Source organism: Streptomyces olivaceoviridis (assembly GCF_014650115.1).
Classification (GTDB): Bacteria; Actinomycetota; Actinomycetes; order Streptomycetales; family Streptomycetaceae; genus Streptomyces; species Streptomyces olivaceoviridis.
On record NZ_BMUI01000009.1, the window covers coordinates 100,202 to 120,322 of the forward strand.

A 20,121-nucleotide genomic window follows, 5' to 3' on the forward strand; every position below is an offset into this window, starting at 1 on the left:
ACCCCCGCGCTCCGTCCCGCCGTAGCGCCGTGGTCGGAGCGGTGCCGTGGCCGGCCGTAGTGCCGTGGCAGGCGCTGCCGACGCGCGGCGCGGAAACGACGCCACGCGCGCGTGAGGCGTTTCCGCGTCTCACGCGCGCGTGGCGCCGCGGTGGCCGGCCATGCGCGGGCGGGGCTGCTCCTGTGAAATGTATGGGCGGGGCTGCTCCTGTGCCCTGTGCGGGCGGGACCACTTCCGTGCCCTGTGCAGGCCGGGCCGTTCCCGTGCATGTGCGGGCCGGGCTACTCCTGCCGGTCCCGCCAGGGCAGCTCCGCCGTGATCACCGTCGGGCCGCCCGCCGGGGAGTCGACCACGAACAGGCCGTCCACCGCGCCCAGCCGGTCCGCCAGGCCCCGCATCCCGCTGCCCCCGTCCAGCCGGGCGCCGCCCCGGCCTTCGTCCCGGACCTGGATGAGCAGCCGCTCCTCCGAGCGCCACACGTCGACGGAGGCGGACCGGGCCCCGCTGTGCTTGCTGATGTTCTGGAGCAGCTCGGAGACGGTGAAGTAGGCGATGCCCTCGATGGCCGCCGCCGGCCGGGCCGGCAGGTCCACGGTCACCTTCACCGGCACCGTGCAGCGGGAGGAGACCGCCGACAGGGCCGCGTCCAGGCCGCGGTCGGTGAGCACGGCCGGGTGGATGCCCCGGGCCAGGTCGCGCAGCTCCTGGAGGGCCAGCTTCACCTCGCCGTGCGCCTCCGCCACCATCGCCGCCGCCGTGTCGGGGTCCTCCAGCAGCTTCTCCTTGGCGAGGCCCAGTCCCATGGCCAGGTTGACCAGCCGCGCCTGGGCCCCGTCGTGCAGGTCCCGCTCGATCCGGCGCAGATCCGCCGCCGCCGTGTCCACCACGATCCCGCGGTCGGACTCCAGCTCGGCGATCCGGCGCTCCAGCTCGTCCGAGGGCGACAGCAGCCCCCGCACCATCGCCCGGTCCAGGTTCGTCATGCCCCGCGCCAGGTACGGCAGCACCGGCCACAGCACGAACAGCGAGATCAGCACCGTGCAGAAGGTGAGGATGCCCCAGGGCAGCCGGATGGCGTCGTACAGCAGCGTGCGCCAGCCCACCGGGTCCTTCAGCGCCATCCACAGCCGCTGCACCGGGCCCCCGCCCTTGGCGAGCGGCAGCGGCGAGGGCTCCTCCACCCGCACCCCGAGCAGCTTCCGGGCCCGGGCCCGTTCCAGCTTGCCCAGTTGCCGGGCGCCCAGCAGGGACAGCGCGAGCAGCGGGAGACCGATCACGGTGAGGGTGAGGGTGCCGCCGGCCACCAGCACGGTGACCGCGTACGTGAATCCAAACAGCGCCACCGGCAGGTTCAGCAGGAGATACGCGATCTCCTTCCAGGTGTGCGCCTCATAGGCCGGCCGGGGCGGCGGCAGCCGGTGCAGGCCGTCGGGTCCGTCGGGTCCGTCGTTTCCGTCGCGGCCGTCACGTTCGTCGGTGCCGCCGGTCCGGTCGGCGGCGGGGCTGGGAGCGGTCATGCTGATCAGCCTGCCGTGCGCGGCACCGTCCACGCCATGCGGTACGCCGCCCTCCGCCGCCGGGGGAAAACCCCACCCCGTCCCGGGTACCGGCTGTCTCACGGCCTGACGGGCTGCTTACCGATTCTTTATCAGGGCCTAGACTCCCGTGCGTACAGGTCAACGAGGTCAACGAGGTCAGGAAGCGAGGGACGGACGGTGCGGGAGACGTCGGGGGACTCGTCGTACGCCGCGGTGAACGTCGTCGCGGCCGGCTACTTCCGGTCCTACTCGGTGGTCGGACTGCTCGCCCTCATCGGCGTGCTCTTCGTCGCGGTCGCCTTCGGCGCGGGCCGCCTGCTGCGCCCGGTGGTGCCGACACCGGAGAAACTCCTGACCTATGAGTGCGGCGTCGACCCCGTCGGCGAGGGCTGGGCCCACACCCAGGTCCGCTACTACGTCTACGCCTTCCTGTACGTGATCTTCGCGGTCGACTCGATCTTCCTGTTCCCCTGGGCGACGGTCTTCGCTGCCCCCGGCTACGGCGCGACGACCCTGGTGGAGATGTTCATCTTCCTCGGCTTCCTCGCCGTCGGCCTGCTGTACGCATACAAGAAGGGCGTCCTGGCATGGACGTGAACCCCTCCACCTCCGAGTCGGTGTACCTGCCGGAGCCGAAGAGGCTGGGCGCGCTCGCCCGCCTCGCTCCCGAGCCGATGAAGGTCGTCCTGAACTGGGGCCGCCGCTACTCGCTCTGGGTCTTCAACTTCGGCCTCGCCTGCTGCGCGATCGAGTTCATCGCCGCGTCGATGGCCCGCCACGACTTCATCCGCCTCGGCGTGATCCCGTTCGCGCCGGGCCCCCGCCAGGCCGACCTGATGGTGGTCTCGGGCACGGTGACGGACAAGATGGCCCCGGCGGTCAAGCGCCTGTACGAGCAGATGCCGGAACCCAAGTACGTCATCTCCTTCGGCGCCTGCTCCAACTGCGGCGGCCCCTACTGGGACTCGTACTCGGTGACGAAGGGCGTCGACCAGATCATCCCCGTCGACGTCTACGTCCCCGGCTGCCCGCCGCGTCCCGAGGCGCTGCTCCAGGGCATCCTCAAGCTCCAGGAGAAGATCGCCCGCGAGTCGCTGGGCGAGCGCTACGACAACGGGCCCGCCCGGCCGTCCGCCGCCGCCCTCCAGAGCGGCCTGCTGCGGCCCCCGGCGCCGGCCGGTGAAGGGGGCCCGCGATGAGCACGGCCGCCGGCTGGCTGCCCGCCCCCGCCGAGGAACTCTTCGGTACGGGGGCCACGGCCGAGGAGTCCTACGACGTCCTGACCGTGGACGTACCGCCGTCCGCCTGGCTCACCGCCCTGGAGACGGCCCGTACGACCCTGTCCTGCACCTACTTCGACTGGCTGAGCGCGGTCGACGAGCCGGGCACCGGCTTCCGGGTCTGCGCGCACGTCGTCGCCCTGCGCCCGGTCCGCCGGCTCCTCGTCCGCACGACCGTGCCGCACGACGCCCCGGCCCTTCCCTCCGCCGTCGGCGTCTACGCCGGTGCCGCCTGGCACGAGCGCGAGACCCACGAGATGTTCGGCGTCGTCTTCGAGGGCCACCCGGGGCTGGAGCACCTCCTCCTCCCCGAGACCTTCGAAGGTCACCCCCTCCGCAAGGACTTCGTCCTCGCCGCCCGCGTCGCCAAGGCGTGGCCGGGCGCGAAGGAACCCGGCGAGTCCGAACACGGCGGCCCGAAACGCCGCCAGATGCTGCCCCCCGGCGTCCCCGACCCCAACGAGTGGGGCCCCCTGAAGGGCCAGCTCCCACCCGCCCCGACCCGCCCGGCCAGGGCGGCGGCGGGAGGCGCGGCGGGGGAGCGTCCGGTACGGCGCACCCGCTCGGCCTCGGAGGGCTCGGCCAGCCAGGCCGCTGCCGCGAGTGGGGCCGGGGAGGCTGGTGCCGCTGGTGCCGCCGGTCGGCCGCGTCGGATGCGGAGTGCGAGCGAGGGCTCGGTGAGCCAGGCGGCGGTGCCGGGCGAGGACGCGGCGAGCCGCAAGCAGGCCGCGACCGAGGGCGACGCCACCCGGGCGGCGGTGCAGGGACCCGCGGACGGGCCGGCCGCCGAGGCCTCGGTGGCGCACGAGCCCGGCCCGACGCCCGCACCCGCCCGGCCGCGCCGTGCCCGCAGCGCCTCGGAGGGCTCGGCCTCGCAGCGCACCCCCACGGCGCCGGAACCGGCCTCGACGAAGGGGACCGGACCGACGGAACCTGCGGAACAGGCAGGCCCGGCACAGCGAACGGGACGGGCGGAGCCGACGGAGCCGACGGAACCGGCGGAGTCGGCGGAGTCGGCCGGACGGGCAGAGTCGGCGGGACCGGCCGACGCGACCCGTCCCACCCGCCGCAGCACCGCCCCCCGCAGCACCGCCCCCCGCAGCTCCGACGCCCCGTGGCACCACGCCCGCCCGGCGTTCGCCGAGCCGGAGCCGGAGCCGGAGCCGGAGCCGGAGCCGGGGCCGGGGCCGGGGCTGGAGCCGCCTGCGGAGCCGGAGCAGTCCGCGCAGCCGCAGCCGCAGCCGCAGCCGCAGCCGCAGCCCACGTCGGCGTCGGCGTCGCCGTCGGCGTCGGGCGAGGAGCCGACACCGGAACCTGAGCCCGAGCCCGACCGCGCGCCCGCGCCCCCGCAGGCACCCCAGCCGCAGCCGCAGCCGGAACAGGAGCAGGCACGCGCCCCCGAGCCGCGCCCCGACGCCCCGGGGAGCGACCCGGCCACCACCCCCGACCCGACCACTCCCGACGACCCCGCAGGAGGCCCGCAGTGAACGGCGCGTGGGACGTCGCCCTGCGACTCGTGGTCGTCTTCGTCGTCTTCCTCACCTTCCCGCTGATCGTGGGCCAGACCGAGCACAAGGTGATGGCCCACATGCAGGGCCGGCTCGGACCGATGTACGCGGGCGGCTTCCACGGCTGGGCCCAGCTCATCGCGGACGGCGTGAAGTTCGCGCAGAAGGAGGACGTGGTCCCGGCGGGCGCCGACCGCCGCGTCTTCCAGCTCGCCCCCGCCGTGGCCCTGCTGCCGTACCTCCTCGTCCTCCTCGCCATCCCCATCGGCCCGAGCGAGGGCGCCGTCGGCCAGGTCCTGGACGCCGGCGTGTTCTTCGTGCTCGCGGTGATGGGCGTCGGCGTCCTCGGCTCGCTGATGGCCGGCTGGGCCAGCGCCAACAAGTTCTCCCTGCTCGGCGGCCTGCGCACGGCCGCCCAGCTGCTCGCCTACGAACTCCCGATGCTGCTGGCGGCGGCCTCGGTCGCGATGGCGGCGGGCACCGTCTCCCTGCCCGGCATCGTGCACGCCTTCCACTGGTGGTGGCTGCCGTGGCAGATCGTCGGAGCGATCGTCTTCTTCGTCGCCGGACTCGCCGAGCTGCAACGCCCGCCGTTCGACATGCCGGTCGCCGACTCGGAGATCATCTTCGGCGCGTACACCGAGTACACCGGACTGCGGTTCGCGCTCTTCCTCCTCGCCGAGTACGCCGGGATCGTCGTCCTGTGCGGCCTGACCACCGTCCTCTTCCTCGGCGGCTGGCACGGGCCGTGGGGCCACGACGGCCTGGGCTGGCTGTGGACCCTGCTGAAGACCGCGATCCTCGCCTTCCTCGTGATCTGGCTCCGCGTCACCTACCCGCGGCTGCGCGAGGACCAGCTCCAGAAGCTGTCCTGGACCCTCCTCGTCCCCCTCTCCCTCGCCCAGATCGCCCTCACCGGCATCGTCAAGGTGGTGATCAGCTAACCATGGCCCCCATCCCCGGCAGCGGCCTCGCCAAGGGCCTGGCCGTCACCCTCCGCACGATGACGAGGAAACACGTCACCGAGCAGTACCCGGACGTCCTGCCCGAACTCCCGCCCCGCACCCGTGGCGTGATCGGCCTGTTCGAGGAGAACTGCACGGTCTGCATGCTGTGCGCCCGGGAGTGCCCGGACTGGTGCATCTACATCGACTCGCACAAGGAGACGGTCCCGCCCGCCGCCCCCGGCGGGCGCGAGCGCAGCCGCAACGTACTCGACCGGTTCGCGATCGACTTCTCCCTGTGCATGTACTGCGGTATCTGCATCGAGGTCTGTCCTTTCGACGCCCTGTTCTGGTCCCCGGAGTTCGAGTACGCCGAGACCGACATCCGCGACCTCACCCACGAGCGGGACAAGCTCCGCGAGTGGATGTGGACCGTGCCGGCCCCGCCCGCCCTGGACCCCGGCGCGGAGGAGCCCAAGGAGATCGCCGCCGCCCGCAAGACCGCCGAGAAGCTGGCCGCCGCCCAGGCCGACCCGGCCGAGCAGCGGGAGGGGGAGTCGTGACCCTCGCCGCGGCCACGGTGACCGCTTCCGGAACACCGGGCTTCCTGTCCCCGACCGGCGTCGAGATCGCGTTCCTGCTCGTCGGCCTGGTCACCCTCGGCGCCGCGCTGATCACGGTCACCACCCGGCAACTGGTGCACGCCGCCCTGTGGCTGGTGGTCGCGCTCGGCGGGCTCGCCGTGGAGTACCTGCTGCTCACGGCCGAGTTCATCGCCTGGGTGCAGGTCCTGATCTACGTCGGATCGGTCGTCGTCCTCCTTCTGTTCGGTCTGATGCTCACCCGGGCCCCCATCGGCCGCTCCCCGGACGCCGACTCCGGCAACCGCTGGGCCGCCCTCACGGTCGCGGTCGCCGCCGCCGTCGCCCTGGTCTGGGTGGTCGTCGACGCCTTCCGGACCACCTGGATCGACCTGGGCGGCCCGGCCGCCGGCACCACCGAGGTCACCGGCGCGAGCCTGTTCCGGCACTGGGTACTGCCCTTCGAGGCCCTGTCCGTGCTGCTCCTCGCCGCGCTGGTCGGCGCGATCGTCCTGTCCCGCAAGGCCAAGGCCGACGCCGGCCCCGCGGTCCCCGGGAAGGAAGGTGTCCGCTGATGCACCTCGCCTACCCCGCCGTACTCTCCGCCCTCCTGTTCTGCACCGGCCTGTACGGCGTCCTCGCCCGCCGCAACGCGATCCTGGTCCTGATGTCGGTCGAGCTGATGCTCAACGCCGTCAACCTCAACCTGGTCGCCTTCGACGTCTGGCTCAGCCGCGCCGCGCGGGACACCCTGCACTCCGGTCAGGCGCTGACCCTGTTCACCATCGCCATCGCCGCCGCCGAGATCGGCATCGGCCTGGCGATCGTGCTCGCCGTCTACCGCAACCGCGGCACCTCCGACATCGACAAGCTCCGCGACACCGCCGAGGGCCCCGAGACCGAAGGCCCCGGCACCCCCGCGGCCGAGAAGGCTGAGGCCACCGCGTGACCACGACCACCCTCGCCGTCCTCGTCCCCCTCCTGCCGTTCCTGGGCGCCGCGGCCGGCCTCCTCCTCGGCCGCACCACGCCCGGGTTCGTCCGCCCGCTCGCCGTGCTGCCGCCGCTGGCCTCCCTGGTGCTGGCCGCGCTGGTCGCCGCACGGCAGGGCGGCGACGCGGCCGTCGACGCCCACACCGAACTGACGCCCACCGGATCGGTGCCGATCGAGCTGGCCCTGCACATCGACGGTTTCGCCGCGCTCGTCGCCGTCCTGGTCGCGTTCGTCGCGGCCTGCGTGCAGATCTACTCCACCGGCTATCTGCGGGACGACCCGCGCTACCCCTCGTACGCCGCTCTCGTCTCCCTGTTCACCTCCGCGATGCTGCTGGTCGTCTACTCCGGCGACCTGATCGTGCTGCTGGTCGGCTGGGAAGTCATGGGCATCTGCTCCTACTTCCTGGTCGGCCACTACTGGGAGACCCCCGAGGCCCGCGCCGCCTCCCTGAAGGCATTCCTGGTCACCAAGCTCGGCGACGTGCCGTTCCTCATCGGTCTGTTCGCGCTGGCCACCGACGCGGGGTCCTTCCGCATCACCCGCGTCCTCGGCGCCGTCGCGAGCGGCGGCATCGACCACCCGACGGTGATCGCGCTGCTGCTCCTCGCGGGCGTCGCGGGCAAGTCGGCGCAGTTCCCGCTGCACACCTGGCTCCCGGACGCGATGGCGGGCCCGACGCCCGTCTCGGCGCTGATCCACGCCGCGACGATGGTCGCCGCCGGTGTCTACTTCACCGCCCGTCTCCTCCCGCTCTTCGAAGCCTCCCAGGCCGCGATGGTGGTGCTCGCCGTCATGGCCGCCGTCACCATGGCCGGCTCCGGTCTCGCCGCGCTCGCCCAGGACGACATCAAGCGGGTCCTCGCCTACTCGACGATCGGCCAGCTCGGCTACATGACCGGCGCCCTCGCCGTCGGCGACCGCGGTGCGGCCGTCTTCCACCTCCTTACGCACGGCGCCTTCAAGGCGCTGCTGTTCCTCGCGGCCGGCGTGATCATCCATGCCGCCGGCACCAACTCGCTGGCCGCCATGTCCCGCATGCGCGGCCTGCGCGACCGCATCCCGGACGCCTACTGGACGATGACCGTGGCGCTGCTCGCCCTGGCCGCGATCCCGCCCTTCAGCGGCTTCTTCTCCAAGGAGTCCGTCCTCGGCGCCGCCGAGCACGTCACCTCCGGCCACACCGGGCACGCCCCCGCCGTCGCCGGCTGGATCGTCCTCGTCGCAGGCCTGCTCACCGCCGTGCTGACGGCCGCGTACGCCACCCGGCTGTGGCTGCTGGCCTTCCGCGGCCAGGGCCCCGAGGCCCCCGACCACGGCCGCCAGCCGCTGACGATGACCGTGGTGCTCTGGGTCCTGGCGATCCCCTCCCTCGCTCTCGGCGGGCTCGCCTACCGCGCGCTGCCCGACTGGTTCGACGGCCGCGACCTGACCCCCACCCCCCTCACCTCGGTCCTGGGCACGGGCCTCGCCCTGGTCGGAGGGCTGCTCACGTACGGCTGCTGGCAGCGCACCACCCGGCTCGCCGCGGGCACCCCGCTGGGCGCGGTCGCCGCCCACCCCGAGGAGGACGCAGGACTGGTCGAGGCCGAGGCCATCGCCACCCACGAGCCGGCCTACGGCGACATCGCCTACGCCCCCGACCCGGCGGACCCGTCACGGCTACTGCTCGGCCCGCTGCACCGGCACGCGGCTGCGGGCTTCCACCTGGACGCCGTGTACACGGCGCTGTTCGTCCGCCCGGTCCAGGCCGGGGCGAGTCTCGTCCGGTTCCTGGACCGCGAGGTCGTCGACACCTACGTCCACGGCGCCGCCGCCCTGCCCCGGCTGCTCGGGGCCGCCGTGCGGCGGGCGCAGACCGGCAATGTGCAGACCTATGTGAGCGCGCTGCTCGCCGGCACCGTCGTCCTGGCGGTCGCCGTCCTCCTCGTCGCCACGGGAGTGTGAGCAGGCGTGATCGATATCAACGAGTCCGTGATGCAGTTCCTTCTGGCATTCGTCGTCGTCGGCCCGCTCCTCGGCGCCGTCGCCGCTCTCCTTCCGGCCCCGCCCGGACTGAAGGGGAAGTCGCCCGAGCAGGCCGTGCTCCGGCACGGCGTGACCGTGACCGGCGCGGTCCTCATCGCCGCGATCGTCCTCGCGCTCGGCTTCGACCACGACCACCCGTCGAAGATGCAGGCCACGACCGACATCAGCTGGATCCCCGCACTCGACGTGCGGATCCACCTCGGCATCGACGGCATCTCCCTCCCCCTTCTGGTCCTGACCGCGCTGCTGACCTTCCTCTGCGCGCTCTACTCCTACTTCAAGCCGCCGTCGGGCCCGTCCCCGAAGGCGTTCGTCGCCCTGCTGCTCCTGCTGGAGGCCGGCACCCTCGCGACCTTCGCCGTCCTCGACCTGCTGCTGTTCTTCCTCGCGTTCGAGATGGTGCTCATCCCGATGTACTTCCTCATCGCCCGCTGGGGCGGCGAGGGCCGGACCCGGGCCGCGTGGAAGTTCATCCTGTTCACGCTGCTCGGTTCCGTGGTCATGCTGCTCGGCCTGCTCCTGATCGGAATCAAGGCGGGCACATTCGACATGGTGGCACTCGCCACTGACAACGGCCGGTCGCTGACCGCATCCGTGCAGGTCATCGCCGTTCTGGCGATCGGGATCGGGCTCGCGGTGAAGGCGCCGATGTGGCCGCTGCACAGCTGGCTGCCCGACGCCCACACCGCCGCGCCGACCGTCGGCTCGGTCCTGCTGGCCGGCGTCCTGCTCAAGATGGGTACGTACGGTTTCGTCCGTATCCTGCTGCCGGTGGCGCCGGACGGTTTCCACACGTTCGCGCCCTACCTCGCCGCGTTCGCCGTCGTCGGGATCATCTACGGGTCCCTGGCCTGCCTGGCCCTCGCCAAGCGGGGCGCGAAGGGCGACCTCAAGCGCCTCATCGCGTACTCCTCCGTCGGCCACATGGGCTTCGTCCTGCTCGGCATCGCCACCATGACCCCGACCGGCGTGAACGGCGCCCTGTTCGCCAACATCGCCCACGGCCTCATCACCGGCCTGCTGTTCTTCCTGGTCGGCGCCCTGAAGGACCGCACCGGCACCACCGACCTCGACACCTTGGCCCTCCCGTCGCCCGACCACCACCCCTCACCGAGCGGCTCCGCCGCGCCGGATCGATCGCAGAGCGGCGCCGCGCTGTACGGCAGGGCCCCGCGCCTCGGCGGCCTGCTCGCCTTCGGTGCCGTCGCCTCCCTCGGCCTGCCCGGACTCGCCGGGTTCTGGGGCGAGATGCTGGCCCTGTTCGGGGCGTTCCGGCCCGCCGCCGACCTCAGCCGCCCCGCCTTCCTCACCTTCATGGCGATCGGCGCGTTCGGCACCCTGCTCACCGCCGCGTACATGCTGATCGTGGTCCGTCGCGTCTGCATGGGCGACGCGGAGCGGGAGGTGCCGAAGCTCGCCGACGTCCACGGGTACGAGTTCGCCGCCTGGACCCCGCTCGTCGCCCTCACCGTCCTCGCCGGACTGTGGCCGAAGGCCCTGCTCGGCCTGACCGACCCGGCCGTGCAGCAGCTCCTCGCAGGAGGCACCCGATGAGCGCCCAGCCGCTTGCCGAGTCGCTGGTCCAGTCCGTCGACTGGCTCGCGATCGCCCCGCCCACCCTCACGGCCGTCGTGGCGCTCGTCGTCCTCGTCGCCGACCTGTTCCTGCCGGAGCCCCGCAAGGCCCTGCTCGGCTGGATCTCGGTCGCGGGCCTCGCCGCGGCGACCCTGCTGCTCCTGCCCCTCCTGGACGGCGACCGCAGCACCTTCTGCCTCACGGGCCCCGCACGCGCGTGCAGCTACACCGCCGACCACTTCACCCTCGTCATCCAGTTCCTGGTCCTCGGCGGCGCCCTGCTGGCGGCCCTGCTCTCCATCACCCACCTGGACGACGAGCGGCGGCGCGTCCCCGCGGGCGAGTTCTGGTTCCTGCTGCTGTCCTCGGCGGCCGGTGCCGCCCTGCTGCCCGCCTCCCGGGACCTGGCCACCCTGATCGTCGCCCTGGAGGTCGCCTCCCTGCCGGCCTTCGCGCTCGTCGGCATCCGGCACGGCGACAAGCGGTCCTCCGAGGCCGCCCTGAAGTTCTTCCTCTCCTCGGTCACCGCCACCGCGGTCAGCCTGATGGGCATCAGCTTCGTCTACGCCTCCACCGGCACCCTCTACCTCACCCAGGTCGCCCAACGCCTCCCGCACGTCGACGGACAGCTGCACACCCTCGCCCAGACCGGCGTCGTCCTCACCCTCGTCGGCTTCGCCTTCAAGACGGCCGCCGTACCCTTCCACTTCTGGGTGCCCGACACCTACGTGGGCGCGCCCCTGCCCGTCGCCGCGTACCTGTCCGTCGTCGGCAAGGCCGTCGGGTTCTCCGGGCTGATCCTCGTCACGGTCGTCGCGTTCCCGTCGTACGCCGACGTCTGGGGGCCCGCGCTCGCCGCCCTGGCCGCCCTCACCATGACCGTCGGCAACGTCGCCGCCCTGCGTCAGCAGGCCACACGCGCGTACAGCGCCGTACGGCTGCTCGCCTGGTCCTCCGTCGGCCAGGCCGGCTACCTGCTGGTGCCGATCGCCGCCGCCGGGTACACCAAGGACGCCCAGAAGGCGATCGGCTCCACGGTCGCGTACGCCCTGATGTACGCCGCCGTGAACCTCGGCGCCTTCGCGGTGGCCGCCCTGGTGGGCCGCAGCCGCACCCTGAACCGGATCAGCGACTACCGGGGCCTGTACGCCACCCATCCGATCGGCGCGCTCCTGCTGGCCTTCTTCCTGCTGTGCCTGGCCGGGCTGCCGCCGGGTGTCATCGGCCTGTTCGCCAAGGTCACCGTGTTCTCGGCGGCCGTCGACGCGGGCCTCGGCTGGCTCGCCGTCGTGATGGCCGTCAACGTCGTGATCGCCCTCTTCTACTACCTCCAGTGGACGGCCCTGCTGTTCCGCGCACCCGAGGGCGAGCCCGCCCGGCACCGCGTCCCGGCGCCCGTCACCGCCACCCTCGCCCTCACGGGAGCCGTCGCCGTCGCCCTCTCCGGAGCACCCCAGCTGGTCCTCCGCTTCGCGGCCGGCGGACTGTTCTGAGGAGTCGCCACGCGCGTGTGGGGCACTCGTGCCGGCACGCGCGCGTGGCCGAACCCGCACGTCACCCGGACGGCCGTCGCGCACCGCCGTACGCACCGGGGAACTCGTGGCCGCCGCCTGGCGTTGTCATCAGCGGGAGGGTCCACTGGATCAGAGTGTTCCCCAGCTGCACGACTTGGAGGGCGCACCGTGCACCGCCGGCACAACGGGCTCAGGACCGCCGTACTCCTCGGGGGACTGTCCGCACTCATCATCGTCATCGGTAGCTTCTTCGGCCGCGCGGGACTCGTCGTCGCGGTCCTGGTCGCTCTGGGCACGAACGCGTACGCGTACTGGAACAGCGACAAGCTGGCCCTGCGCGCGATGCGCGCCCGCCCGGTCAGCGAGTTCGAGGCGCCGGCGCTGTACCGGATGGTGCGGGAACTGTCCACGCAGGCCCGCCAGCCCATGCCCCGGCTGTACATCTCGCCGACGGAGGCCCCGAACGCCTTCGCCACGGGCCGCAACCCGCGCAACGCGGCCGTGTGCTGCACGGAAGGCATCCTGCGCCTGCTGGACGAGCGGGAGCTGCGCGGCGTCATCGGCCACGAACTGAGCCATGTCTACAACCGGGACATCCTGATCTCCTCGGTCGCCGGCGCGCTCGCCTCGGTGATCATGTTCCTGGTCAACTTCGCCTGGCTGATCCCGGTCGGCCGCTCGGACGACGACGACGGCCCCGGCCTGTTGGGCGTGCTGCTGATCATGATCCTCGGCCCGCTCGCCGCCACCCTGATCCAGCTGGCCATCAGCCGCTCCCGGGAGTACGAGGCGGACGCCTCCGGCGCCCAGCTCACCGGCGACCCGCTCGCCCTGGCCGGCGCCCTGCGCAAGCTGGAGACGGGCACCCAGCAATTGCCGCTGCCCCCCGAGCCCCGGATCGAGACGGCGAGCCACATGATGATCGCGAATCCCTTCCGTCCGGGCCAGGGACTGTCCAAGATGTTCTCCACGCACCCGCCGATGGCAGAGCGCATCGCCCGGCTCGAAAAGATGGCGGGCGGCCACCGGTGAAGGCCGTATTCACCGTTTCGGTGGCCGTTGTTTCCGACCTCGTGAGCCGCGCGGAATCCTGAGGCTGTCCGGGGGAAAACGCGGGCGTCACCGCGTGCCTGTGGATTGTCCAAGGCCCGCCGTCGTCATCCTGTCCTTCGAGAATGCGGCACCAGGGACGACGAAAGGTTGGCCGAGTGAAGCTCACCAAGCGGTTCGCCGCGATCAGTACCGCCGCGATCACGGTGGTGCTCTTCAGCGCCGGCGGCGCACAGGCTCAGGGCGACGGGGGACTCCTGTCACGCCTGGGCGTCACGTCACTGCTCCAGGCCCCCTACGGCGGGGGACAGGAAGGCACCGACACGCAGAGCACCACGAACACGACCACCCGCAATAACACCAACAACAATAATAACAACAATGCCGGTAATGGGGTGAACAACAACAACAATAACAACAACAACGGGGACAGGAACACGACTACCAACACCAACAACAACAACATTCTCGCCGGGACCCAGGCGCAGGACGGCGGGGGACTTCTCTCGCTTCTGGGCGTCCCGCCACTCCTCCAGATCTGTTACCCCACGGGGCAGGCCGCACAGGGGAACAGCACCTTCACCGGCAGCCAGAACATCAACTGCAAATTCAGTTGAGGTGACGAATCCGTCGCGCAGCCCTATTCGCGCTCGGGATGGTGGAGCTTGCGCGCGGCTTCGTGGCGGGTGTGGACGTTGAGCTTGATCAGTACGGCCCCCACGTGATGCCCCGCCGTCTTGGGGCTGATGTAGAGGCGGGCGGCGATCTCGGCGTCCGAAAGGCCCTCGTCCAGCAGCTTCAGGACGTCCATCTCCCGGTTGGTGAGCCGGTACGGATTGGCCCGGGTGGCCGGCCGTGGGCCTCGCCGGATCGGGCGGACACCGCGGGCACGCATCACAGAGCGGGTGCGAGCCACGGCCGGCCGGGCACCGAGGGCCTCGAAGGCGGTCAGGGCCTGGCGCAGCGCGGGCGCGTCACCGGACAGACGGGCCAGCGCGGCGTCGTACGGGCAGCCGAGCCCGTCCCATCGTGCCGCGGCGCCGGCCCAGTCGCCGGCCAGTTCCAGCGCGTACGGTCCGGCCGCCGGGACCCGCGGAGGCTCTCCTCCGGCGCGGCGGATCCAACAGGCCAGGGGACCGGACAGCCAGGGATGGGTACGGTTCGCCAGCGCGGCCAGACCGCGTCGGCCATCGGCCTGAACCTGCTCGTGATCACCGGCCAGCCAGGCCGCCTCGACCCGGGCCTCCCACCCCAGGCCCGTGTCGAGCAGGCACTCCGGATCGACCAGGCTCGCCGCTTGGTCCAGCAGCGGCCACGCCTCGGGCCTGCCCTGGCGGGCCCGCACCAGGCCCAGCACGGTCAACGCCAGGGCCCGGGCGACCGGGGGCGAGCCGGGGTGGGACAGGACCTTCTCCGAGACATCGGCGGCCTGCGGCCACAGGCCCTGGTGGAGCAGCCCCCAACTGCCCCAGGCCCTCGCGCACAGCAGGTAGGCCGGCAGGCCGCGATCGAGGCAGTAGGTCTCCGCCCGGCTCACGGCCGCGGTCGACCGGGCGGCATCCCGCCGCAACGCGGCCAGCCAGCACATGACGAGCGTCATGGAGCCCGTGTCCGGCGACAGGTCACGCGCCCTCGCCTCGGACACCGCCTGCTCGCAGTCCTCCCAGCCGTGCCCTTCGCTCAGCAAGTGTGCCGCCGCGGCATGGAAGCGCGCCTGGACGACCACCCCCGCATCGCCGGAGCGCTCACCCACAGCGATCGCCTTGTCGGCGTAGGCGGCGACCGCCGCCACGCCCTCATGCGCGTAGCAGGCCAGTTGACAGAGGTTCAGGTACGCCCTCGCCAACTCCCTGCCCGGTGTCAGCCCTTCGAGTACCCGCACCGCGTCCAGGCCGGTCTGCCTGGCCTCGGCGGCACGCCCGGCCGGCCACAACCAGCACGACAGCCAGCGCAGGTCATCGCCCTCACGCAACCGGTCGCCGAGCGTACGGCGCAGCCTCACCGCCGTACGGCACGACGCGATCCCCTCGTCGAGCTGGCTGGAGAGGAGAGATGCCTGGGAATGGCCCTCCAGCAGGGAGATATGCCGCTCGGGCGGCAGGCGGTCGGCGTACCGCAGGGCACGGGCGTACTGGCCGGCGGCTTCCCGGTGCGCGCCCAGCGCGGCGGCACGGACGGCCGCCGCGGGCGCGTACTCCAACACGGCGGCCGGGTCCCCGGCGCCGTCGGCGTGATCCGCCAGCAGCGGCAGATCCTCCGCGGCAACCGGGCCGGACCGCATCGCCACCAGCACCTGCCGGTGGACCCGCAGACGGTAGGCGGCAGGCACGGCCTCCAGCACCGCCAGCCGGGTCAGTTCATGGCGGAACTCCGTCACCTGTCCATGGCTGCGCACGATGCCGCAGGCCGCGGCCTCGTCGAGGGCCTCCTCCGGGGCCGGCAGGATGCCGGCCAGCAGGGGCAGCGGGACCCGGGCCCCCAGGACGGCCAGGACGTCGACCACCCTGCGCGCCGCGCCCGACAGGCCCGCCAGGCGGCCGGCGACGGCCTCGCGCACGGTGGCCGGGACGGGGTCGGCGGGCGCGGCCAGGATCTCGGCGACGATGAAGGGGTTGCCGGCGGAGAGGCGGTACAGCTGCTCGGTGTCCACGGTGCGTCCTGTGGCCAGCCGGGCGACGGCCTCGCGGCTCAAGAGGGCCAGATCGTGGCGGTAGACCCAGGGATAGCCGGCCAGGGTGCCGAGGAGGGCGGTCAGGCCGTGGGTGCGGCCGATCTCGTCGTCGCGGTACGTGGCCAGAATCAGCGCCGGAACGTTCGGCAGGCGTCGGACCAGGTACCGCAGCAGGTCCATCGTGGCCTCGTCGGCCCAGTGGATGTCCTCGACCACCAGCAGGCTGGGGTAGGCGCTCAGGTCGGCGAGCAGGCAGTCGTAGACCTCGTCAGAACGGCCGGAGCCGGTCAGCGTGTCCGTCAGGGCGGTACGCGCCTCCCGGCCCAGGCGCGGAGCCAGGTCCAGCAGAGGACCCAGGGGCCGGGGGGAGGCGAGCGGGTCGCAGGCGCCGATCACGACCCGGACGTGGGGATCGGCCAGTTGGGCGAGACGGTGGACGACGGCGGTTTTGCCGATGCCGGCCTCGCCGCGGACAAGGGCCAGGCGTCCGGGGCCACTCACGGCTGCCTTCAGGTGACCGGTGAGGTCCTGGAGTACGGCCTCTCGCTCTAGAAGGTCCATCACCAGTCAGTTTGCTCCGGTGGCCGGAGCCGCGCAAAAGATCCAGACCCGATCACGAACCCCGGGCGGGTGGGGTCTTGTCGCGGACTGCCGGGCGGTACGTGGGGTGCGCCGGACTATGAGGTGGGGTGGCCCGGGTGGAACTTGGGGTGCTCACCCGATGCGCCCGCCGACCACGGCTGGGCATGCTGGCCAGAGAGTGTCGGACCCGGGTATCCGAGTTCGCGGCACCGGGCGGTCCGCGCCGAGCGCGCCACCTGTCCTGTGCCTCCGGAACGACTCTGGCGGTGCATGCAGCACCTGCATACTCCCGGGAACCGATCTGGCAGGGCATTGCCACGGCGGATGCCTTCATCACCGAAATGGACTGCGATCCACGACGTCCATGCACGCGGAAAGGAAACATCATGGCGAACAAGTACGCCAAGCGCGCGGCCCTGATAGCCGCATCGGCAGCTCTGGCAGCGGGAGGCGCCCTGGTGCCGTCGAGCTCCTTCGCCGCTCCGGCACCCACCGGAATCCACGCGATGGCGCCGAGCGATCACGGCGGAAACAACAACAACAACAATAACAACAACAACGGCAGGGGCGGAAACAACAACAATAACAACAACAACAACGGACGAGGCGGGAACAACAACAACAATAACAACAACAACGGGCGCGGCGGAAACAACAACAACAATAACAACAACAACGGCAGGGGTGGAAACAACAACAATAATAACAACAACAACGGACGAGGCGGGAACAACAACAACAATAACAATAACAACGGCGGAGGTGGGAACAACAACAACAATAACAACAACAACGGCGGTGGCGGGAACAACAACAACAACAATAACAACAACAACGGCGGTGGCGGAAACAACAACAATAACAACAACAACGGCTGAACTTGAGGGTTCGGCGGCCGGGTGTCCGAATTTCCCTGGCCGCCGGACTGTCGCGTTCGCGCCTCGCGGCGCTCCGCCTGCCTGCGGCTCACAGGGTGATGACGATGCAGAAAGCGGCCTTGCGCAGAGGCGTCCTTGCAGTAGCGGCGGCGACCTGCTGGACAGCCCTAGGCGCATGGGATGCCACGCCGAGTGAAGCAAGTGGCTCACTCGTGAATTCGACGACTCGGTGTTATGCGACGCGGGGAAACCCGGACGATGTCGTGTGCTACCGGAATTCCTGGAAGGCGGAGTACAGGCACGGCGAAGTGGTCTACGTGCCTTTTCTCATTCAGGTACCCAAGCCTTCACATCCGCTGCCTGTGATTCTCGTCGACAGCCTGAATGACATTCATGCGAGCGACACCTGGGCCGCCTAGGTGTCACAGCCGCCGTTCCCCCAGACCTCGTCACAGCCGCGGTCCGACTGGTGGGAATGCGAGGGAGCATGAGCCGGGGCTGCCGTCGAAGCGGTTTCCGGAGCGCCTAACGCGGCGGCGCCGGCCAGGAGAAGGCCGAGCGCGAACACCGTGAAGAGGTGTTTGGTGTGCTGTGTACCCGGACGGGTCGAACTGAGCCACCACATAAACCCATTGTCGGACACTATTCGGGCTGCATCCAGTTGAGCCGCGGCAAGGGAGACCGAGGCAATGAGGGGGTGAGCTCAACGTCCGCCGAATGCCTCGTCCGTGGGCACGACCTCCTGTCCCAGCGGCATGAGCGAGATGGGAATGAGCTTCAGGTTCGCCCAGCCGAAGGGAATCCCGATGATCGACAGGAACAGGGGGATGCTCGTGATCAGGTGGGCCAGTGCGAGCCACCAGCCCGCGAAGACGACCCAGATGACATTGCCGACGCATGACGGCGCTCCGGCGTCGGGCCGTTGCACGGTGGTACGGCCGAACGGCCAGAGAACGAACCCGGCGATGCGCAGCGACGCGATGCCGAACGGGATGGTGACGATCAGGACGAAGCAGATCAGGGCGGCGACCAGGTAACCGATCGCCATCCAGAGGCCGCAGAAGACGAGCCACAAGATGTTGAGCAGCAGGTTGAACACCTTCATGACCGGTACCTCTCCAGGCAGCTCGGTCGGCATGCCTGCTACCGCCAGTATCAGCGGATCACGCGCTCAGGAGGAAGCGGAGCGCTCTCACGGGGAGCGGTGCGCGCTGCTGTCGATCCTCGGGCGCCGGCGTGGCCGCTCTTGACGGCGCACTGAGCCGAGACCCCGAGGATCGACCCTTCCGGCGTACGTCACCCCGGGCACCGCCCCGCCCACCACCGCCGTACGCCGTAGGCAGCTCCGCCCACCGCGAGGACACCCGCGCCCGCGGCCACCGAGGCCGGGGGCAGCGCGAACGCCAGCGTGGCGCAGCCCAGCAGGCCCACCGCGGGCACCATCCGCGAGCGCGGAGCAGTGCTCAGCGTCCGGGCGGAGGCGTTGGCGACGGCGTAGTAGGCCAGCACACCGAAGGACGAGAAGCCGATCGCGCCGCGCACGTCCACCGTCGCGGCCAGTACGGCGACCACCGCGCCCACGGCCAGTTCCGCCCGGTGCGGCACGCGGAAGCGCGGGTGCACGGCTGCCAGGGCGCCCGGCAGGTGCCCGTCCCGGGCCATGGCGAGCGTCGTACGCGAGACCCCGAGGATCAGCGCGAGCAGCGAGCCCAGCGCGGCCACCGCGGCTCCGGTCCGCACCACGGGCACGAGCCCCGGCACCCCGGCCGCCCGCACCGCGTCGGCCAGCGGCGCCGCCGCCTGCCCGAGCCGGCCCGCGCCGAGGACGGCGAGCACGGCGACGGCCACGCACGCGTACACCACCAGCGTGATTCCCAGGGCCAGCGGGATCGCCCGCGGGATCGTGCGCGCCGGATCGCGCACCTCCTCCCCGAGGGTGGCGATCCGCGCGTACCCGGCGAACGCGAAGAACAGCAGCCCGGCCGCCTGGAGCACCCCGTCGGCACCCGCCGACAGCCCGATGTCCAGCCGCCCCGCGTCAGCCTGCCCGGAGACCAGGCACATCACGACCACGGCCGCGAGAACGGCCAGGACGACGGCGACGATCGACCGCGTCAGCCACGCGGACTTCTGGATGCCGCCGTAGTTGACGGCGGTCAGGGCCACCACCGCCGCGACCGCCGCCACGTGCGCCTGCCCCGGCCACACGTACGCGCCCACGGTGAGCGCCATGGCCGCGCAGGAGGCCGTCTTGCCGACCACGAAGGCCCAGCCGGCCAGGTACCCCCAGAAATCGCCGAGCCGCTCCCTGCCGTACACGTACGTCCCGCCGGAGGCCGGGTAGCGGGCGGCGAGCCGGGCCGAGGACATGGCGTTGCAGTAGGCCACTACGGCGGCGAGGGCGAGGGCGGGCAGCAGCCCGGACCCGGCCGCGCGCGCGGCCGGCCCCAGGGCGGAGAAGACCCCGGCGCCGATCATCGAGCCGAGGCCGACGACCACGGCGTCCCGCACGCCCAGGGTCCGGCGCAGCCCGGCGTCGGTACGTGTCATGCGCCGCACCATACTGATCGCGGCAACCGGCGGGTGGACCTGTGACGTCCTCTTCATCGACACGGCACGAACACGCGCGCGACGCGCAGCGGGTCCGGGGGCGAGAACTCTCACGGAACCGACAGTGCGGACACAGCGCGGAAGGGCAGGTTCACGGCATGAGCATCATCGGTTGGATCATCCTGGGACTGCTGGCCGGAGCCATCGCCAAAGTCCTCCTGCCGGGACGCGACCCCGGCGGCTTCATCGGTACGACCCTCATCGGCATCGCGGGCGCGTTCATCGGGGGCTGGATATCGGCCCGCTGGCTGGACCACCCCATCAGCAAGCACTTCTTCGACGGCGCCACCTGGGCCGCGGCCGTCGGCGGCTCCCTGGTGCTGCTGATCGTCTACCGGATCCTGTTCGGCAACTCACGCGACTGAGCGC

Annotated in this window: 18 protein-coding genes; 14 read left to right on the top strand and 4 right to left on the bottom strand. The window is 71.6% G+C overall.

Annotated elements, in window-relative coordinates:
• Nucleotides 1-281: 281 nt before the first annotated feature.
• Nucleotides 282-1,517: a sensor histidine kinase gene (locus tag IE273_RS19140; protein ID WP_189816419.1), complete on the bottom strand. Its 1,236-nt coding sequence runs from the start codon at nucleotides 1,515-1,517 to the stop codon at nucleotides 282-284.
• Between the two features lie 198 nt (nucleotides 1,518-1,715).
• On the opposite strand from IE273_RS19140, the gene IE273_RS19145 reads away from it, so the two are divergent.
• The 12 genes from IE273_RS19145 (at nucleotide 1,716) to IE273_RS19200 (ending at nucleotide 13,628) form a co-directional block, all read left to right on the top strand.
• Nucleotides 1,716-2,135, top strand: a complete 420-nt coding sequence (locus IE273_RS19145) for an NADH-quinone oxidoreductase subunit A (RefSeq protein WP_189816420.1) — start codon at nucleotides 1,716-1,718, stop codon at nucleotides 2,133-2,135.
• Entirely contained in the window at nucleotides 2,126-2,737 is a 612-nt protein-coding gene (locus tag IE273_RS19150; protein WP_189816421.1) for an NADH-quinone oxidoreductase subunit B, read from the top strand. Before IE273_RS19145 ends, IE273_RS19150 begins: the two co-directional genes overlap by 10 nt.
• A complete protein-coding gene (locus IE273_RS19155) occupies nucleotides 2,734-4,305 on the top strand; it encodes an NADH-quinone oxidoreductase subunit C (protein ID WP_189816422.1) in 1,572 nt (523 codons plus the stop codon). The genes IE273_RS19150 and IE273_RS19155 overlap by 4 nt, the downstream gene beginning before the upstream one ends.
• Complete coding sequence (locus IE273_RS19160; RefSeq protein ID WP_014674319.1) at nucleotides 4,302-5,270, top strand: complex I subunit 1/NuoH family protein; 969 nt, start codon at nucleotides 4,302-4,304, stop codon at nucleotides 5,268-5,270. Before IE273_RS19155 ends, IE273_RS19160 begins: the two co-directional genes overlap by 4 nt.
• 2 nt (nucleotides 5,271-5,272) lie before the next feature.
• Nucleotides 5,273-5,833, top strand: a complete 561-nt coding sequence (locus tag IE273_RS19165) for a NuoI/complex I 23 kDa subunit family protein (protein ID WP_189816423.1) — start codon at nucleotides 5,273-5,275, stop codon at nucleotides 5,831-5,833.
• Nucleotides 5,830-6,426 (top strand): NADH-quinone oxidoreductase subunit J family protein, encoded by a 597-nt coding sequence (locus IE273_RS19170; protein ID WP_189816424.1) that lies wholly within the window; start codon nucleotides 5,830-5,832, stop codon nucleotides 6,424-6,426. Before IE273_RS19165 ends, IE273_RS19170 begins: the two co-directional genes overlap by 4 nt.
• Complete coding sequence (gene nuoK / locus IE273_RS19175) at nucleotides 6,426-6,800, top strand: NADH-quinone oxidoreductase subunit NuoK (RefSeq protein WP_189816425.1); 375 nt, start codon at nucleotides 6,426-6,428, stop codon at nucleotides 6,798-6,800. The genes IE273_RS19170 and nuoK overlap by 1 nt, the downstream gene beginning before the upstream one ends.
• Entirely contained in the window at nucleotides 6,797-8,791 is a 1,995-nt protein-coding gene (locus IE273_RS19180; protein ID WP_189816426.1) for an NADH-quinone oxidoreductase subunit 5 family protein, read from the top strand. The genes nuoK and IE273_RS19180 overlap by 4 nt, the downstream gene beginning before the upstream one ends.
• 6 nt (nucleotides 8,792-8,797) lie before the next feature.
• On the top strand, nucleotides 8,798-10,426 hold the full coding sequence (locus IE273_RS19185) for an NADH-quinone oxidoreductase subunit M (RefSeq protein ID WP_189816427.1): 1,629 nt from the start codon (nucleotides 8,798-8,800) through the stop codon (nucleotides 10,424-10,426).
• Complete coding sequence (locus tag IE273_RS19190) at nucleotides 10,423-11,940, top strand: NADH-quinone oxidoreductase subunit N (RefSeq protein WP_189816428.1); 1,518 nt, start codon at nucleotides 10,423-10,425, stop codon at nucleotides 11,938-11,940. Before IE273_RS19185 ends, IE273_RS19190 begins: the two co-directional genes overlap by 4 nt.
• A gap of 189 nt (nucleotides 11,941-12,129) precedes the next feature.
• Nucleotides 12,130-12,993, top strand: coding sequence for a zinc metalloprotease HtpX (gene htpX / locus IE273_RS19195; RefSeq protein ID WP_189816429.1), 864 nt, complete (start codon nucleotides 12,130-12,132; stop codon nucleotides 12,991-12,993).
• Between the two features lie 176 nt (nucleotides 12,994-13,169).
• The gene (locus IE273_RS19200; protein ID WP_189816430.1) at nucleotides 13,170-13,628 is read left to right on the top strand and encodes a hypothetical protein; all 459 of its coding nucleotides are present in this window, start codon (nucleotides 13,170-13,172) and stop codon (nucleotides 13,626-13,628) included.
• Between the two features lie 23 nt (nucleotides 13,629-13,651).
• Here the strand turns inward: IE273_RS19200 and IE273_RS19205 are convergent, their stop codons facing one another.
• Entirely contained in the window at nucleotides 13,652-16,243 is a 2,592-nt protein-coding gene (locus IE273_RS19205) for an ATP-binding protein (RefSeq protein ID WP_189816431.1), read from the bottom strand.
• A gap of 407 nt (nucleotides 16,244-16,650) precedes the next feature.
• Here IE273_RS19205 and IE273_RS19210 point away from each other — a divergent pair, with 407 nt between their 5' ends.
• Nucleotides 16,651-17,142, top strand: a complete 492-nt coding sequence (locus IE273_RS19210) for a hypothetical protein (RefSeq protein ID WP_189816432.1) — start codon at nucleotides 16,651-16,653, stop codon at nucleotides 17,140-17,142.
• Between the two features lie 703 nt (nucleotides 17,143-17,845).
• On the opposite strand, the gene IE273_RS19215 is transcribed toward IE273_RS19210, so the two are convergent.
• Nucleotides 17,846-18,247, bottom strand: a complete 402-nt coding sequence (locus tag IE273_RS19215) for a YccF domain-containing protein (RefSeq protein ID WP_189816547.1) — start codon at nucleotides 18,245-18,247, stop codon at nucleotides 17,846-17,848.
• Nucleotides 18,248-18,438: 191 nt separating this feature from the next.
• Nucleotides 18,439-19,692: an APC family permease gene (locus IE273_RS19220; RefSeq protein WP_189816433.1), complete on the bottom strand. Its 1,254-nt coding sequence runs from the start codon at nucleotides 19,690-19,692 to the stop codon at nucleotides 18,439-18,441.
• Nucleotides 19,693-19,850: 158 nt separating this feature from the next.
• On the opposite strand from IE273_RS19220, the gene IE273_RS19225 reads away from it, so the two are divergent.
• Nucleotides 19,851-20,117 carry a GlsB/YeaQ/YmgE family stress response membrane protein gene (locus IE273_RS19225; RefSeq protein ID WP_189816434.1) on the top strand — a complete coding sequence of 89 codons (267 nt, stop codon included), beginning with the start codon at nucleotides 19,851-19,853 and terminating at the stop codon, nucleotides 20,115-20,117.
• The last annotated feature ends 4 nt before the right edge of the window (nucleotides 20,118-20,121 follow it).